General features: G+C 71.9%; 16 protein-coding genes. 12 read left to right on the top strand and 4 right to left on the bottom strand.

Translation table 11 applies throughout. The features are described 5' to 3' along the window. Positions 1-78 precede the first annotated feature (78 nt). The 5 genes from aroH to der all read left to right on the top strand — a co-directional run bounded on the left by aroH (position 79) and on the right by der (position 4,556). Complete coding sequence (gene aroH, locus OHB13_RS06505) at positions 79-441, top strand: chorismate mutase (RefSeq protein ID WP_266858461.1); 363 nt, start codon at positions 79-81, stop codon at positions 439-441. Continuing rightward, on the top strand, positions 438-1,523 hold the full coding sequence (locus tag OHB13_RS06500) for a prephenate dehydrogenase (RefSeq protein WP_266858464.1): 1,086 nt from the start codon (positions 438-440) through the stop codon (positions 1,521-1,523). The genes aroH and OHB13_RS06500 overlap by 4 nt, the downstream gene beginning before the upstream one ends. A gap of 161 nt (positions 1,524-1,684) precedes the next feature. After that, positions 1,685-2,401: a (d)CMP kinase gene (gene cmk / locus OHB13_RS06495; RefSeq protein WP_266858466.1), complete on the top strand. Its 717-nt coding sequence runs from the start codon at positions 1,685-1,687 to the stop codon at positions 2,399-2,401. Between the two features lie 53 nt (positions 2,402-2,454). Then, complete coding sequence (locus tag OHB13_RS06490; RefSeq protein ID WP_328380227.1) at positions 2,455-3,042, top strand: lysophospholipid acyltransferase family protein; 588 nt, start codon at positions 2,455-2,457, stop codon at positions 3,040-3,042. Between the two features lie 65 nt (positions 3,043-3,107). Further along, positions 3,108-4,556 (top strand): ribosome biogenesis GTPase Der, encoded by a 1,449-nt coding sequence (der, locus tag OHB13_RS06485; protein ID WP_266858468.1) that lies wholly within the window; start codon positions 3,108-3,110, stop codon positions 4,554-4,556. 84 nt (positions 4,557-4,640) lie between these two features. On the opposite strand, the gene OHB13_RS06480 is transcribed toward der, so the two are convergent. Both OHB13_RS06480 and OHB13_RS06475 read right to left on the bottom strand, forming a co-directional pair. Then, positions 4,641-4,967 carry a hypothetical protein gene (locus tag OHB13_RS06480; protein WP_328376207.1) on the bottom strand — a complete coding sequence of 109 codons (327 nt, stop codon included), beginning with the start codon at positions 4,965-4,967 and terminating at the stop codon, positions 4,641-4,643. Between the two features lie 179 nt (positions 4,968-5,146). Beyond that, entirely contained in the window at positions 5,147-5,947 is an 801-nt protein-coding gene (locus tag OHB13_RS06475; protein WP_266858470.1) for a hypothetical protein, read from the bottom strand. Positions 5,948-6,157: 210 nt separating this feature from the next. Between OHB13_RS06475 and OHB13_RS06470 the strand changes: the two genes are divergently transcribed. The 4 genes from OHB13_RS06470 (at position 6,158) to OHB13_RS06455 (ending at position 9,524) form a co-directional block, all read left to right on the top strand. Then, positions 6,158-6,754, top strand: a complete 597-nt coding sequence (locus OHB13_RS06470; protein ID WP_328376204.1) for a transglycosylase family protein — start codon at positions 6,158-6,160, stop codon at positions 6,752-6,754. A gap of 104 nt (positions 6,755-6,858) precedes the next feature. Next, positions 6,859-8,142, top strand: a complete 1,284-nt coding sequence (locus tag OHB13_RS06465) for a glycosyltransferase family 4 protein (RefSeq protein WP_328376202.1) — start codon at positions 6,859-6,861, stop codon at positions 8,140-8,142. Beyond that, the gene (locus tag OHB13_RS06460; RefSeq protein ID WP_328376200.1) at positions 8,139-8,975 is read left to right on the top strand and encodes a transferase; all 837 of its coding nucleotides are present in this window, start codon (positions 8,139-8,141) and stop codon (positions 8,973-8,975) included. The genes OHB13_RS06465 and OHB13_RS06460 overlap by 4 nt, the downstream gene beginning before the upstream one ends. A gap of 333 nt (positions 8,976-9,308) precedes the next feature. After that, on the top strand, positions 9,309-9,524 hold the full coding sequence (locus OHB13_RS06455) for an I78 family peptidase inhibitor (protein ID WP_266858478.1): 216 nt from the start codon (positions 9,309-9,311) through the stop codon (positions 9,522-9,524). A gap of 124 nt (positions 9,525-9,648) precedes the next feature. Here the strand turns inward: OHB13_RS06455 and OHB13_RS06450 are convergent, their stop codons facing one another. After that, positions 9,649-10,680, bottom strand: coding sequence for a phosphatase PAP2 family protein (locus tag OHB13_RS06450; RefSeq protein ID WP_328376199.1), 1,032 nt, complete (start codon positions 10,678-10,680; stop codon positions 9,649-9,651). A 427-nt stretch (positions 10,681-11,107) separates the two neighbouring features. Between OHB13_RS06450 and OHB13_RS06445 the strand changes: the two genes are divergently transcribed. Next, positions 11,108-12,835, top strand: coding sequence for an MFS transporter (locus tag OHB13_RS06445; RefSeq protein ID WP_328376197.1), 1,728 nt, complete (start codon positions 11,108-11,110; stop codon positions 12,833-12,835). A gap of 78 nt (positions 12,836-12,913) precedes the next feature. Next, positions 12,914-14,104 carry an acyl-CoA dehydrogenase family protein gene (locus OHB13_RS06440; RefSeq protein ID WP_328376195.1) on the top strand — a complete coding sequence of 397 codons (1,191 nt, stop codon included), beginning with the start codon at positions 12,914-12,916 and terminating at the stop codon, positions 14,102-14,104. Positions 14,105-14,196: 92 nt separating this feature from the next. Here OHB13_RS06440 and OHB13_RS06435 read toward each other — a convergent pair whose 3' ends face one another. Then, complete coding sequence (locus OHB13_RS06435; protein WP_266858486.1) at positions 14,197-14,643, bottom strand: cell division protein SepF; 447 nt, start codon at positions 14,641-14,643, stop codon at positions 14,197-14,199. A gap of 296 nt (positions 14,644-14,939) precedes the next feature. On the opposite strand from OHB13_RS06435, the gene OHB13_RS06430 reads away from it, so the two are divergent. Further along, positions 14,940-16,145: a DUF5685 family protein gene (locus OHB13_RS06430; protein WP_328376193.1), complete on the top strand. Its 1,206-nt coding sequence runs from the start codon at positions 14,940-14,942 to the stop codon at positions 16,143-16,145. Positions 16,146-16,192: the final 47 nt, after the last annotated feature.

Raw genomic sequence — 16,192 nt, 5'->3', positions numbered from 1 at the left:
TCCGTACGGCTGACTACTCTGGACGGAGCCGGTGCGGCAGACGCGCGGCGGACGTTTCACGGGAGCGAGGAGCAGCACGTGGCGGTACGAGCGGTCAGGGGAGCGGTCCAGCTGGAGCGGGACGAGGCCGGGCACCTGGAGGACCAGGTCGCCGCCCTCCTCACGGCCATCCTGGAGCGCAACGGCCTCGCCGTCGACGACCTGATCAGTATCTGGTTCACCGCCACCCCCGATCTGCACAGCGCCTTCCCGGCGGCTGCCGCGCGCGGACTCGGCATCGTGGACGTCCCGCTGATCTGCGCCCAGGAGCTGGACATCGCCGGGGCCATGCCGCGCGTCGTGCGGATCCTCGCGCACATCGAGAGCGACCTGCCGAGGTCCGGGATCAACCATGTCTACCTCGGCGCCGCCGGGGCCCTGCGCAAGGACATCGCCCAGTGAGAACCGCCCTCGTCATCGGGACCGGACTGGTCGGTACCTCCGCGGCCCTCGCACTGGCCGGCCGGGGGATCACGGTCCACCTCGTCGACCGCGACGAGGCCCAGGCCCGTACCGCGGCCGCGCTCGGCGCCGGAACCGACGAACCGCTCGAAGGCCGGGCGGACCTCGCGATCATCGCCGTACCGCCCGCCCATGTGGCCGCCACGCTGGCCGACGCGATGCGCCGCGGCGTCGCCCGCGCCTACCTCGACGTGGCCAGCGTGAAGAGCGGGCCGCGCCGCGAGCTGGAGGAGATGGGCTGCGACCTGGCCCCCTACATCGGTACGCATCCGATGGCCGGCAAGGAGCGCTCGGGCCCGCTGGCCGCGACCGCCGACCTCTTCGAGGGGCGGCCCTGGGTGCTCACCCCGACCCGGGACACCGAGACCGAGGTGCTGAACCTGGCCCTGGAGCTGGTCGCGCTCTGCCGGGCGGTGCCCGTGGTGATGGACGCCGAGGCGCACGACCGGGCCGTGGCCCTGGTCTCGCACACCCCGCAGCTGATCTCCTCGATGGTCGCCGCCCGCCTGGAGCAGGCCGACGAGACGGTCGTACGGCTCTGTGGCCAGGGCATCAGGGACGTCACCCGGATCGCCGCGTCGGACCCCCGGATGTGGGTGGAGATCCTCTCGGCCAACCCGGGACCGGTGGCGGACGTCCTGACCGGGGTCGCCGAAGACCTGGACGAGACGGTACGGGCATTGCGCGCCCTGGAGTCCGCCGACGAGGAGAAGCGGTTCACCGGGGTCGCGGGCATCGAGGACGTGCTGAAGCGGGGCAACGCGGGCCGGGTCCGGGTGCCGGGCAAGCACGGGGCCGCACCTGCCGCGTACGAGGTCGTGGCGGTCCTCATCAGCGACCAGCCGGGCGAGCTGGCCAGGATCTTCGCGGACGCCGGCCGGGCCGGGGTCAACATCGAGGACGTACGGATCGAGCACGCGACGGGACAGCAGGCCGGCCTGGTGCAGCTGATGGTGGAGCCGAGCGCGGCCCCCGCCCTGGCCACGGCGCTCCAGGAGCACGGCTGGGCGCTGCGCCAGTAGCGCCGCCCCTCAGCAGTGCCCACTCAGCAGTGCCCACCAGGAACGCCCGGGGGCCGGGCGCGGCGCCGCCGCCGGACGGCGTAACGGGACGGTCGCCCCAGCCAGTAACCTTGTGCGGGGCGCACCGGCGTCCCGCACATACCGCCCCGTGAAGCAGGAAGGTGTCCGTCACCGTGGAAACCGCCGCCCGGAACACCCCGGCAGCAGTGATTGTCGCCATCGACGGCCCCTCCGGCACGGGCAAGTCCAGCACGTCGAAGGCCGTCGCCGCCAAGCTCGGGCTGAGCTACCTGGACACGGGCGCCCAGTACCGGGCGATCACCTGGTGGATGATCAGCAACGGGGTCGACGTCCAGGACGCCGCGGCCGTGGCGAACGCGTCGGCCAAGCCCGCCATCGTCTCGGGCACCGACCCGGCCGCCCCGACCATCACCGTCGACGGCGCGGACGCCTCGGGGCCCATCCGCACCCAGGAGGTCACCGCCAAGGTCAGCGCGGTGAGCGCGGTCGCCGAGGTACGGGCCCGGATCACGGAGCTCCAGCGGGAGATCGCCGCCGCGGCCGAGGGCGGCATCGTCGTCGAGGGCCGCGACATAGGGACGACCGTCCTCCCGGACGCGGACCTCAAGGTCTTCCTGACCGCTTCCCCCGAGGCGCGGGCCGCCCGCCGCAGCGGCGAACTCAAGGGCAGCCAGGCCGCCGGCCTCGCCGCCACCAAGGACGCCCTCGTCAAGCGGGACGCGGCCGACTCCAGCCGTAAGACATCGCCCCTCGCCAAGGCGGACGACGCGGTCGAGGTGGACACCACGGAGCTGACCCTTCAGCAGGTCATCGAGTGCGTCGTCACCCTCGTCGAGGAGAAGCGGGCCGCCAGGTGACACCACCCGGGCCACGTGGTGCCGCGGTCGGGCGGGGCATCGGCATCGGGCTGATGTACGGCCTGTGGCGGCCCCGCGTCCTCGGTGCGTGGCGGGTCCCGGCGGGCGGGCCGGTCATCATGGCCGTGAACCACTCGCACAACATCGACGGGCCCATGCTGATGGGAACGGCGCCCCGGCCGGTGCATTTCCTGATCAAGAAGGAGGCGTTCACCGGTCCTCTCGACCCGTTCCTTCGTGGAATCGGGCAGCTGAAAGTGGACCGCGAGACCGCCGACCGGACAGCGGTCACGGACGCCCTCGGGGTTCTCGCCGGCGGAGGTGTCCTCGGGATCTTCCCCGAAGGCACCAGGGGCGAGGGCGACTTCGCCTCACTGCGCGCGGGACTCGCGTACTTCGCGCTGCGGGCGGGCGCACCGATCGTCCCGGTGGCCGTCCTGGGCAGCACCGGACGCGGCGGACGCCTCGTCAGGGCGCTGCCACCGCTGCGCAGCCGGGTCGATGTGGTGTTCGGCGAGCCCTTCGACGCGGGGGACGGCAGCGGACGGCGTACGCGCAAGGCGCTGGACGAGGCCACCGTACGGATCCAGCAGCGGCTCACCGGCCACCTGGAAAGTGCCAGGCGCCTCACCGGGCGCTGAGCGAGACTTGAGTAGTGGACCGCGCAACCGCGGTCCATCGATGACGCAACAGAGGAACGGACTTCATGAACGACCAGCACGACCACGGAGCACTCGGCGACGCCGAGTACGCGGAGTTCATGGAGCTCGCCGCGGAAGAGGGTTTCGACGTCGAGGACGTCGAAGGCGCTCTTGAGGAGGCCTCGCACGGCCCCCTGCCCGTCCTCGCCGTCGTCGGCCGGCCGAATGTCGGCAAGTCGACCCTGGTGAACCGCATCATCGGCCGCCGTGAGGCGGTCGTCCAGGACAAGCCGGGTGTCACCCGCGACCGCGTCACCTACGAGGCCGAGTGGGCCGGGCGCCGCTTCAAGGTCGTCGACACCGGCGGCTGGGAGCAGGACGTCCTGGGCCTGGACGCCTCCGTCGCGGCGCAGGCCGAGTACGCCATCGAGGCGTCCGACGCCGTGGTCTTCGTGGTCGACTCGACGGTCGGCGCGACCGACACCGACGAGGCCGTCGTCAAGCTGCTGCGCCGGGCGGGCAAGCCCGTGGTGCTCTGCGCCAACAAGGTCGACGGGCAGAGCGGTGAGGCCGACGCCAGCACCCTCTGGTCGCTCGGTCTCGGCGAGCCGCACCCGGTCTCCTCGCTGCACGGCCGCGGCACCGGCGACATGCTGGACGCCGTACTCGAAGCGCTTCCCGAGGCACCGGCCCAGACCTTCGGCACCACGGTCGGCGGCCCGCGCAGGATCGCGCTCATCGGCCGTCCGAACGTCGGCAAGTCCTCGCTGCTCAACAAGGTCGCGAACGAGGACCGTGTCGTCGTCAACGAGATGGCGGGCACCACCCGCGACCCGGTCGACGAACTGATCAAGCTCGGCGGCATCGTCTGGAAGTTCATCGACACGGCGGGCATCCGCCGCCGGGTGCACCTCCAGGAAGGCGCGGACTACTACGCGTCACTGCGTACCGCGGCCGCTGTGGAGAAGGCCGAGGTCGCGGTCGTCCTGATCGACGCCACCGAGTCCATCAGCGTCCAGGACCAGCGCATCATCACCATGGCCGTCGAGGCGGGCCGGGCGATGGTCCTCGCGTTCAACAAGTGGGACAACCTCGACGAGGAGCGCCGCTACTACCTGGAGCGGGAGATCGAGACCGAGCTCGGCCAGGTCACCTGGGCACCCCGGGTGAACGTCTCCGCCCGCACCGGGCGCCACATGGAGAAGCTGGTCCCGGCGATCGAGACGGCCATCAAGGGCTGGGAGACCCGGATCCCGACCGGCAGGCTCAACGCCTTCCTCGGCGAGATCGTCGCCGCCCACCCGCACCCGGTCCGCGGTGGAAAGCAGCCGCGCATCCTCTTCGGCACCCAGGCCGGGACGATGCCGCCGCGGTTCGTCCTCTTCGCGTCCGGCTTCCTGGAGGCCGGTTACCGGCGCTTCATCGAGCGCCGGCTGCGTGAGGAGTTCGGCTTCGACGGCACGCCGATCCACATCTCGGTCCGGGTGCGCGAGAAGCGCGGCCGCAAGAAGTAGTCAGGCGCGGGCCGACTGCCGGGCGGGTGGATGCCACCGGCCCGGCAGCTGTCACCGCTCGCCGGTTTCCGTCGGGCCGGGCTGTCACATGCCCCGGCGCGGGCCCGGCGGCAGCGCGGGCCGCGCCTGCCCGCTGTTGTACTGGCGCTGCCAGGACCCGGGGTTCTCCGGCGGCCGCTGTGCGCTGCCGCCGCCCGCGTGCATCCCGCCCCCGTGCATACCCGTGCCATGCATACCTGGGCTGTGCATCCCGCCCCCGTGCATCCCGGTGCCGAAAGCCGTGAAGCCGGTGTGCTCCTCGTTGTTCCGGTCGCCGGGGAGCGTACGGAACGATCTGCGGTACTCGGAGTAGAGCGCGTCGTAGATCGGTGTGGCGGAACGGTTCCCCGCCGGGTCCTGCGACGGGCGCATCGCGGGGATCTGAGACTGGTACGGCTGGCGGCTCGGCTCGTATGGGTGCACACAGGGGCCAACGACCCCGGGGCTCATCGGATGCGGGTCGGAAGTAACGGAATTTCCGCTGCAAACATGCCGGTAACCCCCAAACCGGAAATGGCTGGGGGTTTACCGGCATCCGGTCATCCGGGCTCTCAGGTACCGGCCAGCGGAAGAGCGGCGGCCACCAGCGCGCCCCGCATCGCCGCCCGCTCCAGAGCGTCACGCAGCAGGTCCTCGCGGCCCTGCTGGCCGATCGAGCCAGCCGGGGCCGCGAAGACCAGCACCGTGTGAGACTTGTTGGCCGCCGTACGCCAGCCGTCGGTGACATGCAGCGGCTGGTGAGCCTGCCACCAGGAGACGGGGCTGCCGCCGCCCGTGCCCGGCTGGAGGATGGCGTGCAGCTGTCCCATGGCGAGCAGCACGGACCAGCCCGGCAGGGCGCTCGGCAGCTGCTCCAGACCGGCCACGGGGAGGAACCCCTGCTCGGTGAGGAGGTCCAGGAAGTCGTCGCCCGTGCCGGTGGAGCCGGGCCGGACGACCGGCGCGGTCGGCTCGACGACCAGTGCAGGGCAGAGCTCGCCCTGGATCAGCACGAGACCGCTGGTGATGCCGAGCACGGCCTGCTCAGGACCTGCCGCGACCGGCGGGACGGGCGGTCCCTGCTGCGCGTCGGGGCCCTCGCCCGTGATGCTCCGTACGGCGCCCTGGAGCTGCGTCTCGGAGACCTTGACGACCTGTGAGGGGATGCAGGTGGCGTGGGCGAAGGCGAGCACGGCCGTCTCGTCGCCGACGAACAGCACCGTGCTGGTGCGCTCCTGCTCGGAGTCTCCGGGGGTACGGCAGGAGGTGCAGTCGTAGCTGCCCGGGGCGTTGTCCCCGGCGAGCAGGAGATCGGCTTCTTCGTCGCCGATCTCGGCACGTACGTCCTGGCTGACGTCGAGCATGCGCGGCACGGGTGGCTCCTCGAACTCGGTTCGTGCGCCGGGCAGTTCCCGGCCAACAAGAGAACAACGGGAGACCGCCTTCGGGGGTCACGCGTAAAGGCGGACAGAAATGGATGGCGGCGCCCGGGGGAGGACGAGTGGTCCGCCGAGCGGGTGGGACGGCCGCCGTGGGCCGCGCGGCACGATCATCATCTGATCCGGTCTGCTTAGCGTGGCCCGATGCCGACCCCTCGCGTGTGGCCCGCCGCCCTGCTGGCCCTGCTGATCGCCCTGGCCCCGTCCGGTGCGCAGGCCGCCTCGCCGCACGTCGCCACGGCCTCCGCCCGGGCTCCGGGGTCCAGACCGTTGGCCTGCACCGGTGACCAGCGGCCCTGGGGATGCATCGCCGAGTGCGAGAGCGGCGGCCACTGGGACGCCAACACCGGCAACACCTTCTACGGCGGGCTGCAGATCCTCCAGTCGACCTGGGTCGAGTACGGCGGCCTCGCGTACGCACCGCGGGCCGATCTGGCCACCCGTGAGCAGCAGATCACCGTCGCGGAGAGAATCCTCGCCGCCCAGGGCTGGGGGGCCTGGCCGGTCTGCTCCAAGCGGTACGGCTTCGACGGGGCCGCGGGCCGGGGCCATGTCGTGACGTCCGGCGAGACCCTCAGCTCCATCGCCAGGCACTACGGGGTCAAGGGCGGCTGGTCCGCGCTCTACCGGACCAACGCCCGCTCCGTCGGGGCGCACCCCGACCGGCTCGCCGTCGGTACCAGGCTGACCCTGCCTGCCACGGCCCGGGGCTCCGCCCGAGGGGCCGGCGGGCCCGAGTAGAGTCCCTTCGCACGGCAGTCACGGGGGGAGATCCGGGACACCGGGGGCGCCGGGGTGCCGCGGTCCCGGGCACACGGCGGCGACGCGGGGGACACGACGGCGACATGCACATTACTTTCATGCTCCACAACGCCTACGGCATCGGTGGCACGATCCGGACCACCTTCACGCTGGCCGGCACGCTGGCCCAGCAGCACGATGTGGAGATCGTCTCCGTCTTCCGGCACCTCGACCGGCCGACGCTGGGCGCTCCGGACGGCGTACGGATGACTCATCTCGTCGATACGCGCAAGGACAGCGCGGACTACGCCGGGGACGATCCGGACCATGCCAGGCCGGCCACCGTCTTTCCCCGGGGCGATCACCGCCACCGCCAGTACAGCCGGCTCACGGACACCCGGATCGCCGGATATCTGAAGTCCCTGGAGGCCGACGTGATCGTCGGCACCCGTCCGGGGCTCAATGTGCAGATCGCCCGCCAGACGCGGCGCGGACCGGTCCGGGTCGGCCAGGAGCACCTCACGCTCGACAGCCACAACGCCCTGCTGCGCCGCGAGATCGGGTACCGCTACGGCCTGCTGGACGCGGTCACCACGGTCTCCGAGGCCGACGCACGCGCGTACCGCAATGGACTCGCCCTTCCCGGCCTGCGGATCGAAGCCATCCCCAACAGCGTTCCGGAGCCGCTTCTCCCGGTCTCCGACACCACGGCGAAGTGGGTCGTGGCAGCGGGCAGGCTGACCGAGACGAAGCGGTTCGACCTGCTGATCCGCGCCTTCGGCCAGGTGGTGGAGGTCCGCCCGGACTGGCGGCTGCGGATCTACGGCAGCGGCGACGCCAGCGGCAACGAGAAGAGCGCCCTGCGTGCCCTGATCGATGAACTGGGCCTGTACAACCACGTGTTTCTGATGGGCCCGGCCAACCCGATCGAGGCGGAGTGGGTCAAGGGTTCGGTGGCCGCGGTCACCTCGCGTCTCGAATCCTTCGGCATGTCGCTCGTCGAGGCGATGCGCTCCGGGCTGCCGGTCGTCTCCACCGACTGCCCGCACGGTCCCCGCGAGATCATCAGCGACGGCGTCGACGGGCGGCTGGTGCCCGTGGGCGACACCGGGGCCGTCGCGGCGGCCCTCCTCCAGCTGATCGAGGACGACGCCCTGCGCGCCGCGATGGGAAGGGCCGCGCGCGACAGCTCCGCGCGCTTCGACCCCGCGCCGGTCGCGGCACGGCACGAGGCGCTCTTCACCGAACTGGCCGCCGGGCACGGCGGCGGGCCGTCCCGCGGCGCGCTGGGCGAAGGACTGCTACGCGCTCGTGGCACGGCCGGGAGCAGGACGTACGGACTGCGGCACCGGATCTCCGGCGCCGTGCGAAGGAGGAGGGCCGCATGACAGGGACCAGCGAGGACCGGCTGCCGTACGCCGTCGACTGCACGGCCGACGCCGACGGAACCATCGGCTTCGCCGTCGCGGCGGCCGGCCCGACCGCACTGGTACTGAAGCGGCGCAAGTCCGGCGACCGGGTCCGGCTGGCGCTCACGGAGTCCCCGGACGGCGGCTCTTCCGGGGGGCACGCCGTGCTGGACGCCGCCGCTGAGCTCAGGGAGGGGCGCTGGGACGTCTTCACGGAGGGCGGACCGGCCGGCGAGCAGCGCGTCGAGCCGGGTCTCAGGGACCTGCGGAAGCTGACCGACCGCACACCGCATCCCGCGGCCACGGCAGTGGTCGCCCGCATCCCGTACCGCACGGCCGACGGGATGCTCGCGGTCCGCAGCTGGTCCCGCTCACCGCACGCGGAAGCCGGTGAACTCACCGTGCGGCCGGGTGCGCTGAGCGTAGCCGGGCAGCTGTACGGGGCGGGGCTCGGCGCGGACGCGGTGGTGGAGGCGAGGCTGCGCGGCGCGCCGGGACAGGTGCACCGCGAACCGGTGCGGACCGGCGGTGACGACGGAGCGTTCAGCTGCACCCTGCACTGCGGGCCGCTGGCCGTGGGCGACGGCGAAGGGGCCCGGTTCTGGGACCTGTGGCTGCTGCCGGAGGGCGCGGAGGGGAGCGGTCCGGGCGTCCGGATCAGCCGGATCCTCGACGACATCGCCGACCGGAAGTCCGTCTTCGTCTACCCCGGTTCGCCGTGCGGTGACGGAGCGGTGCGGGCCGCCACGGCCACGCCGTACTACACGGTGGACAACGACCTCAGCGTGCGGCTCGACCCGCCGAGGGGCTGACGGGCGGGCATCCCGGGTGGTGCGGATTCTGTAGGGAATTCGTGAATCAACCGCGTTCCTGTTATTTTTCTCCCCGCTCTATTCACCGGAAATTCGGCACCCGTGTGCGGGCCGGTTCCTGTGAAATTCCGGGGGCGGAAAATGGTCCGTGGTTCACCGTGAGTGCAATGCAGATTCGACCGGTACGGAACACCCCTTCGGGTGACGGGCCACGGCCGAACAGCTGTGTTGGCGCTGTGACAGAAGTGTGACAGCAGGCGGATCCCGGCGTGATCAGGGACACCGGCCCCGCCGGCCTTCCGCCACCCCGGCCCGGGGCCTACGGTGGGTGTCATGGCACCCATTCCGACCCCTCCCGTACAGCCTGACGACGCCCCCGACAGCTATGTGGGCCTCGATGAGGAGCGCGCCGGGCAGCTGGCCAGGGAGCGCGGCTGGTCCACCGTGAGAGCGCTGCCCACGGGCACCGTCATCACCATGGAGTTCCTGTCGGGCCGGCTCAACTTCGAGGTCGACGGCGGGAAGGTCGTCCGCTGCTGGCCGGGCTGATCCCCGCGTCGGCCGGCGCGGCGGAGCCCGCGTTCCCTCAGGAGTACGAAGGCCCCGGCCCGGGAGAGATCCCCGGGCCGGGGCCTTCGTACTGCTGCGGAGTCTGTGCGTACCGCCTCCGCTGTCAGGTGGAGCCCCCCGGAACCGGCCGTGTCTGACCGGTGCGCGGGGTGCGGTCGGCGTGCGGGGGACGGCGGCTGCCGGCCGGAGTGACAGGCGTGCGGTCCGAGCGCGGGCCGTGCGCCCGCTGCGGCGAGGTGGGGTGCGTGCCGCTCCTGGGCGTACCGCCGGAGCGTCCCGCGATGCCCACCGGCTCCAGCGGCTGGCTCTCGTCGTCGGAGCCCTCGGCGCGCGGCTGGCCGTGCGGGAACAGCGCGGGCTGGACGTCGACCGGTATGGGCGCGGGCGCGGCGGGCCTGCGGCGGGCGGCGCGCAGCTTCTCGCGCACCGCGAAGATCGCGGTCTCGGTGCGGCCGATCAGCGGCTCGAACCAGGGGAGGCCCAGCAGGACCAGCAGACCGGCGGCCCAGCCGAGCAGCACATCGCTCAACCAGTGCGTACCGAGGTACACCGTGGTGGCTCCGACACCCAGGGCCAGTGCGGCCGAGCCCACCGAGAGCCAGCGCCTGGCCAGCGGGGTGGTGGCCAGGTAGGCCAGGATTCCCCAGGTCACGACCGCGTTGGCGGTGTGGCCCGACGGAAATATATCGCCGCCGGCGAAGAGCTCGGCCGAGCCGATCTGGGTCGCGTAGTGCGGTCCGAGGCGACCGAGGCCGAGCTTGACCGCGCCCACCGTGATGTTCAGCAGCAGCAGCGCCGCGCCGAGGGTCAGCAGGGGTCTGAGGGTGTGCTGCCGCCAGGAGCGCCAGCCGAGCCAGGCCGCGACCATCACCGCGGTGGGTCCGCGCTGGCCGAGCACCACGAAGTAGTCGAGGAAGGCATGAAGCTGGGGCCACTGCTGGTACGGCCGGAAGAGCATGACCTTCCAGTCCAGTCCCACGAGCCAGGACGTGGACAGCACGGCGACGACGATGGCCAGGTAGAAGGCCAGCGTCGAGCCGAGCAGGGCGATCCGGGTCCGGCTCATCCGCGGGATCTCTAGCTTCGGCGGTTCCGGCTCCCGGTCCAGGCGGGTAAAGATTCGGTCGATACGCACTCAATCGACGTTACAGCGAGTGAGTGACAAGGCTGGCCGATCCGGTCTCTTTGTGATGACGATGTGATGTGGACTATGTCTCATCCGCTTGTTTATTCCAACGGAATGTCGAATAGCGGTTCGTGGGTCTCGTTATATGCAAGAAGGCCCTTACGCTCGTGTTATCGGCCCTCTGGTAAAGACTTTTGAGGTATGCGCTCGGTATTTCCTTCCGGCCGCCGACGCCGCGCCGTCGCCCCGGCAAGATCGTTTGACCGGGTGCCGGGCGGGTGCGGACCGGTTGCCCCGGGAGGTGAGATGGGCCACGTGGCAGGCGCGCGGTCTCGCGTACTCTGACGGCTCACTCGCCCGTCGAAGCCGGGCCCCGGAGGCGCACGCCCCCAGGTCCGCCGAGCGCGAGGGACACACCGTTGTGGGAGGTATGCGCATGTCAGGGACGTCCACAGTGGGCAGGCGCCCCGGCGTCGCCGTCGCGGCCGGTGCCAACCGCTGGGTCGTTCTTGTCGTCCTGTGCGTCAGCCTGCTGCTCGTCGCCCTCGACGCGACCGTCCTGCATGTCGCGGTCCCCTCGCTCACCGAGGACCTGCACCCCGGTGCCGTCCAGCTGCTCTGGATCGTCGACGCCTATCCGCTGGTCTGCGCCGCACTGCTGATCCTCTTCGGCACGCTCGGCGACCGGGTGGGCCGCCGCCGGGTCCTGCTGATCGGATACGGGCTGTTCGGCGCGGCCTCGGCCGTCGCGGCCTTCTCCACGGGCCCCGGGATACTCATCGGGGCCCGCGCCCTGCTCGGTGTCGGCGGCGCGATGATCATGCCCGCGACGCTGTCGATCCTCCGGGCGGTCTTTCCCGACCGCCGTGAACGGGCCGTGGCCATCGGGGTCTGGACCGCGGTGGCCGCGGTCGGCGCCGCCATCGGCCCCGTCCTCGGCGGATTCCTCGTGGAGCACTTCTGGTGGGGCTCGGTCTTCCTGATCAACCTTCCGCTGATGGCGGTGCTGCTGCCGCTGTCCCGCTGGGTGCTCCCCGAGTCGCGGGGCGGCTCGGACGGTCCGTGGGACGTGCTGGGCGCGCTGATGGCGGCCGCCGGTGTACTCGGCGTGGTCTTCGGTGTGAAGCGCATCGGCGGCGGAGAAGGCGTCATCGGCGCCGAGACGCTCGTGCCACTGCTGGTGGGCGCCGTGCTGCTGGTGCTCTTCGTCCGGCGGCAGCGGAGCCGGGAGCACCCGCTCATCGACATCCGGATGTTCTCCCGGCCCACCTTCACCACGGCGGTCGGCTGCATCGTCCTGGCCATGCTGGCCCTGGTCGGCCTGGAGCTGATCGCCGTCCAGTACCTCCAGCTGGTGCTCGGCCTCAGCCCGCTGGCGACCGGCCTGCGGCTGCTCCCGCTCACCTTCGCCGCCATCACCGCCGGGGCGATGGGCTCCGCCGTGCTGCGCCGTGTCGGACCGCGCCGGATGGTCGGCTGCGGGTTCGTACTCACCGCGGTCGCCGTGCTCTGCCTGGTCGGGATGGGAACCCACGACAATCCGCTGCTGCTGACCGTCGCCTTCGTGCTGCTCGGCTTCGGGCTCCAGGCCACGCTCTTCGGGGCGTACGAGTCGATGCTCAGCGAGGCGCCCGCCGACCGGGCGGGCGGCGCGGCGGCGATCGGCGAGACCTCGTACCAGCTGGGTGCCGGTATGGGCATAGCGCTGCTCGGCAGTGTCATGAACGCGGCCTACGGTCCGTCGCTCCGTTCGGTGCCCGGGGTTCCGGCGCGGGCGAGCCACCAGGCCGCCAACTCGCTGGGGGAGGCGTACCAGGTCTCCGCCCGGCTCGGCGGCCCCGCCGGACGGGCGCTGCGGAGCGCCGCCCGTGACGCCTTCGTCCACGGGCTGCACGTCACCCTGCTGGTCAGCGCCGGACTGCTGCTGCTCGGCGCGGTCGCCGCACTGCGGCTGCCCCGGGTGATGGAGTGCGCGGCCCTGCCCGGGGAGCGTGAGCGCACCGGCGGACCGCGGGCGGAACAGACGGAAGCGGAAGGGGGCCGCGCGTCCGTGGGGCAGCCGTCGGACGGGCGGGCCCGGGAGGCCCTGCCGAGGGTGCCCGCCCCCGCCCTGGCGCGCCCGGTGTCCGCCGATGCGGCCGGGTCTGGACGAGCCGGACACTGAGCCGTAACGTCAGCGGCACCCCGTAACTAACGCTGCTAGTTTTATCCGTTGTCCGCGCGAGCCGCCGGAGGCACCCTCATGTCCGCACCGTCCACGCTGCCGCCCTTCGACCCCGCCGACCCCATCGGCCTGGACGACCTGCTCGACGACGAGGATCTCGCCATCCGCGGCACCGTCCGCACCTGGGCCGCCGACCGGGTCCTGCCGCACATCGCGGAGTGGTACGAGAAGGGGGAGCTGCCCGACGTCCGTGAGCTGGCCCGCGAACTGGGCTCTCTCGGCGCGCTGGGCATGTCCCTGGAGGGGTACGGCTGCGCGGGCGCCACCGCCGTCCAGTACGGCCTCGCCTGCCTGGAGCTGGAGGCCGCCGACTCCGGTATCCGCTCGCTGGTCTCCGTACAGGGATCCCTCGCGATGTACGCGATCCACCGCTTCGGCTCCCTGGAGCAGAAGCAGCAGTGGCTGCCCGGCATGGCGGCCGGTGAGGTCATCGGCTGCTTCGGCCTCACCGAGCCCGACCACGGCTCGGACCCGGCCGGAATGCGGACGTACGCGAAGCGGAGCGGCACCGACTGGGTGCTGACCGGCCGCAAGATGTGGATCACCAATGGCTCGGTGGCGGGCGTCGCCGTGGTCTGGGCGCAGACGGACGACGGCGTGCGCGGATTCGTCGTCCCCACGGACACCGCCGGGTTCTCGGCCCCCGAGATCAAGCACAAGTGGTCGCTGCGCGCCTCGGTCACCAGCGAGCTCGTCCTCGACGAGGTCCGGCTCCCGGCCGACGCGGTGCTGCCCGGGGTCACCGGGCTCAAGGGCCCGCTGAGCTGTCTGAGCCACGCCCGGTACGGGATCGTCTGGGGCGCGATGGGCGCCGCCCGCGCCAGTTTCGAGGCCGCGCTCGACTACTCCAGGACACGTGAGCAGTTCGGCAGGCCGATCGGCGGCTTCCAGCTGACCCAGGCCAAGCTGGCCGACATGGCGGTCGAGCTGCACAAGGGCATCCTGCTCGCGCACCACATCGGGCGGCGGATGGACGCCGGGAAGCTCCGGCCCGAACAGGTCAGCTTCGGAAAGCTCAACAACGTGCGGGAGGCGATCGAGATCTGCCGCACCTCGCGGACGATCCTGGGCGCCAACGGGATCTCGCTGGAGTACCCGGTGATGCGGCACGCGACCAATCTGGAGTCGGTGCTGACGTACGAGGGCACCGTCGAGATGCATCAGCTGGTGCTGGGCAAGGCGCTCACCGGTCTCGACGCGTTCCGGTAGATCCGGACCCGCCGGCCGGGCCGGCCCGGCACGGTCCCGGTCGCTCCGTGCTCCGGGGGTGTCCCCGGAGCACCGCCGGGCCCCGTCCCGGCTCAGCTCTGGTTGAAGAAGCCGCCCTCGGTGGACCGGCCCGCGGCCTCGCCGCTCACGATCTTCGTGTCGGACGGGGTCAGCAGGAAGACCCGGTTGGCCACCCGGTCGATCGAGCCGCGCAGCCCGAAGATCAGCCCGGCGGCGAAGTCCACCACACGCTTGGCGTCGGCGGGCTCCATGGACGTGAGGTTGACGATCACCGGGACACCGTCCCGGAACATCTCGCCGATGGCGCGGGCGTCCCGGAAGCTGTCGGGCGTGATCGTCGCGATCCGGCGGCTCCTCGCCTGCCCCGCTTCGGCGGCGACCCTGACCCTGGGGTCGGTCACCCATGCCTCGGCCGGGGCCGGGGACTCGGCGCCCTCCGTGTAATCGTCGTCGTAGTAGCGGTCTTCGTTGTCCTCGACGAGCCCCAGCCAGGCACTCGCCTTGCGTACCGATCCCATGGACGCCTCCTTTCGCCGCGGTCCTTCTGCGTTCCGCACCCCTATCGTCGTCCATGATGTGGATCGTTCGCCAAGTGGATAGTCGGTGTGCAGGGGATTCGTGACGGTACTGGTGCAGAAGTTATGGCGGTTCGTCAGGTTTCTTCCTACGTACGACTGCTGACAGAATGAAAATAGGATGTCTCCAGCCGTACGGGTGACGGTGGGGTCGTACGGGTGAAAGGGCCGCTCGCTACGATGCCGGAGGCGCCGTGACACCTCGTCCGGCACCGGTGAAAGAGGCTCGGGGGAGCACTGTGTTCGGAATAGTCAGGCCCTGTACGCACCGTCTCTCCGAGGGCCTGAGGGCGGAGTGGACGGCACATCTGTGCGGGCTCTGCCTCGCGCTGCGCGGCGATCACGGCCAGTTCGCGCGGGTCGCCACCAACTACGACGGCCTGATCGTCTCCGTGCTGACGGAGGCTCAGACAGGGCGCTCCGCCGGACATCGGCGCACCGCGGGCCCCTGTCCCTTGCGCGGGATGCGCACCGCGCCCGTCGCGCGCGGTGAGGGCGCCCGGCTCGCGGCCGCCGTATCCCTGGTGCTGGCCTCGGCGAAGATGCGGGACCATGTCGCCGACCGCGACGGTCTCCTGGCACGCAGGCCGGTCGCCGCGGCCGCCCGCCGCGTCGCCGCCCGCTGGGACCGCGCCGGTGCGCGGACCGGCGCCGATCTCGGGTTCGACACCGCGCTCCTGGTCGACGCCGTCGACCGGCAGGCCGGGATCGAGGCGCTCGCCGGGCCCGGCACGCCGCTGCTCACCGTCACCGAGCCGACCGAGACCGCCACCGCCGCTGCCTTCGCGCACACCGCCGTGCTCGCCGGCCGGCCGGGGAACGCGCCGCCGCTCGCCGAGGCCGGCCGGCTCTTCGGGAGGCTGGCCCATCTGCTGGACGCCGTGGAGGACAGGGAGGCTGACGCCGCGTCGGGTGCCTGGAACCCGCTGGCTGCGACCGGCACCTCCCTCGGCGAGGCCCGCAGGCTGTGCGACGACGCCCTGCACGGGATACGGCTCGCGCTGCGGGACGCCGAATTCACGGACGACCGGCTGGCACATGTGCTGCTCGCCCATGAACTCGGGCGCTCGGTGGACCGGGCGTTCGGCGGGAGCTGTGCCCACCGGACGCCCGGACCGTTCGGCCCGCCGCCGCCGGGGTTCGACCCCGATGGGCCGGAACACGGCGGCCAGGACGGCCACGGGCATGACAGCCACGACGGGAACGGCCACCACGGTGGGTCCAAGCGGGGTTTCCTGGCGGGGTGCGCCGTCGCCGTCGGGCTCTGCTGCACCTGCCGGGTCTGCTGCTCCTCCGAGTTCGAGGGCCCCTGGTCGGGCCGTAAGCGCGAGGGCTGCTGCAACGACTGCGACTGCGACTGCAGCGGCTGTGACTGCGGTGGGTGCGACTGCAGTGGCTGTGACTGTGACGGCTGTGACTGCTGCTGCCCCTGCGACGGCTGCTGACCCCGGCCAGTCGGTCACCGGTCAGCAGCGAGAGTGGTCAGCAGTGT

It is taken from the genome of Streptomyces sp. NBC_00440, from assembly GCF_036014215.1.
In the GTDB taxonomy this organism is placed as follows: domain Bacteria; phylum Actinomycetota; class Actinomycetes; order Streptomycetales; family Streptomycetaceae; genus Streptomyces.
Note: the sequence above shows the minus strand (reverse complement) of the source record. Positions and strands in the feature narration are given on the sequence as shown.

Excerpts from the sequence above, each read along its gene's own strand:
- OHB13_RS06490 (WP_328380227.1), top strand. The coding sequence starts at position 2,455 with ATGTACGGCCTGTGGCGGCCCCGCGTCCTCGGTGCGTGGCGGGTCCCG.
- der (WP_266858468.1), top strand. The coding sequence starts at position 3,108 with ATGAACGACCAGCACGACCACGGAGCACTCGGCGACGCCGAGTACGCG.
- OHB13_RS06480 (WP_328376207.1), bottom strand. The coding sequence starts at position 4,967 with ATGCGCCCGTCGCAGGACCCGGCGGGGAACCGTTCCGCCACACCGATC.
- OHB13_RS06470 (WP_328376204.1), top strand. The coding sequence starts at position 6,158 with ATGCCGACCCCTCGCGTGTGGCCCGCCGCCCTGCTGGCCCTGCTGATC.
- OHB13_RS06465 (WP_328376202.1), top strand. The coding sequence starts at position 6,859 with ATGCACATTACTTTCATGCTCCACAACGCCTACGGCATCGGTGGCACG.
- OHB13_RS06460 (WP_328376200.1), top strand. The coding sequence starts at position 8,139 with ATGACAGGGACCAGCGAGGACCGGCTGCCGTACGCCGTCGACTGCACG.
- OHB13_RS06455 (WP_266858478.1), top strand. The coding sequence starts at position 9,309 with ATGGCACCCATTCCGACCCCTCCCGTACAGCCTGACGACGCCCCCGAC.
- OHB13_RS06445 (WP_328376197.1), top strand. The coding sequence starts at position 11,108 with ATGTCAGGGACGTCCACAGTGGGCAGGCGCCCCGGCGTCGCCGTCGCG.
- OHB13_RS06440 (WP_328376195.1), top strand. The coding sequence starts at position 12,914 with ATGTCCGCACCGTCCACGCTGCCGCCCTTCGACCCCGCCGACCCCATC.
- OHB13_RS06435 (WP_266858486.1), bottom strand. The coding sequence starts at position 14,643 with ATGGGATCGGTACGCAAGGCGAGTGCCTGGCTGGGGCTCGTCGAGGAC.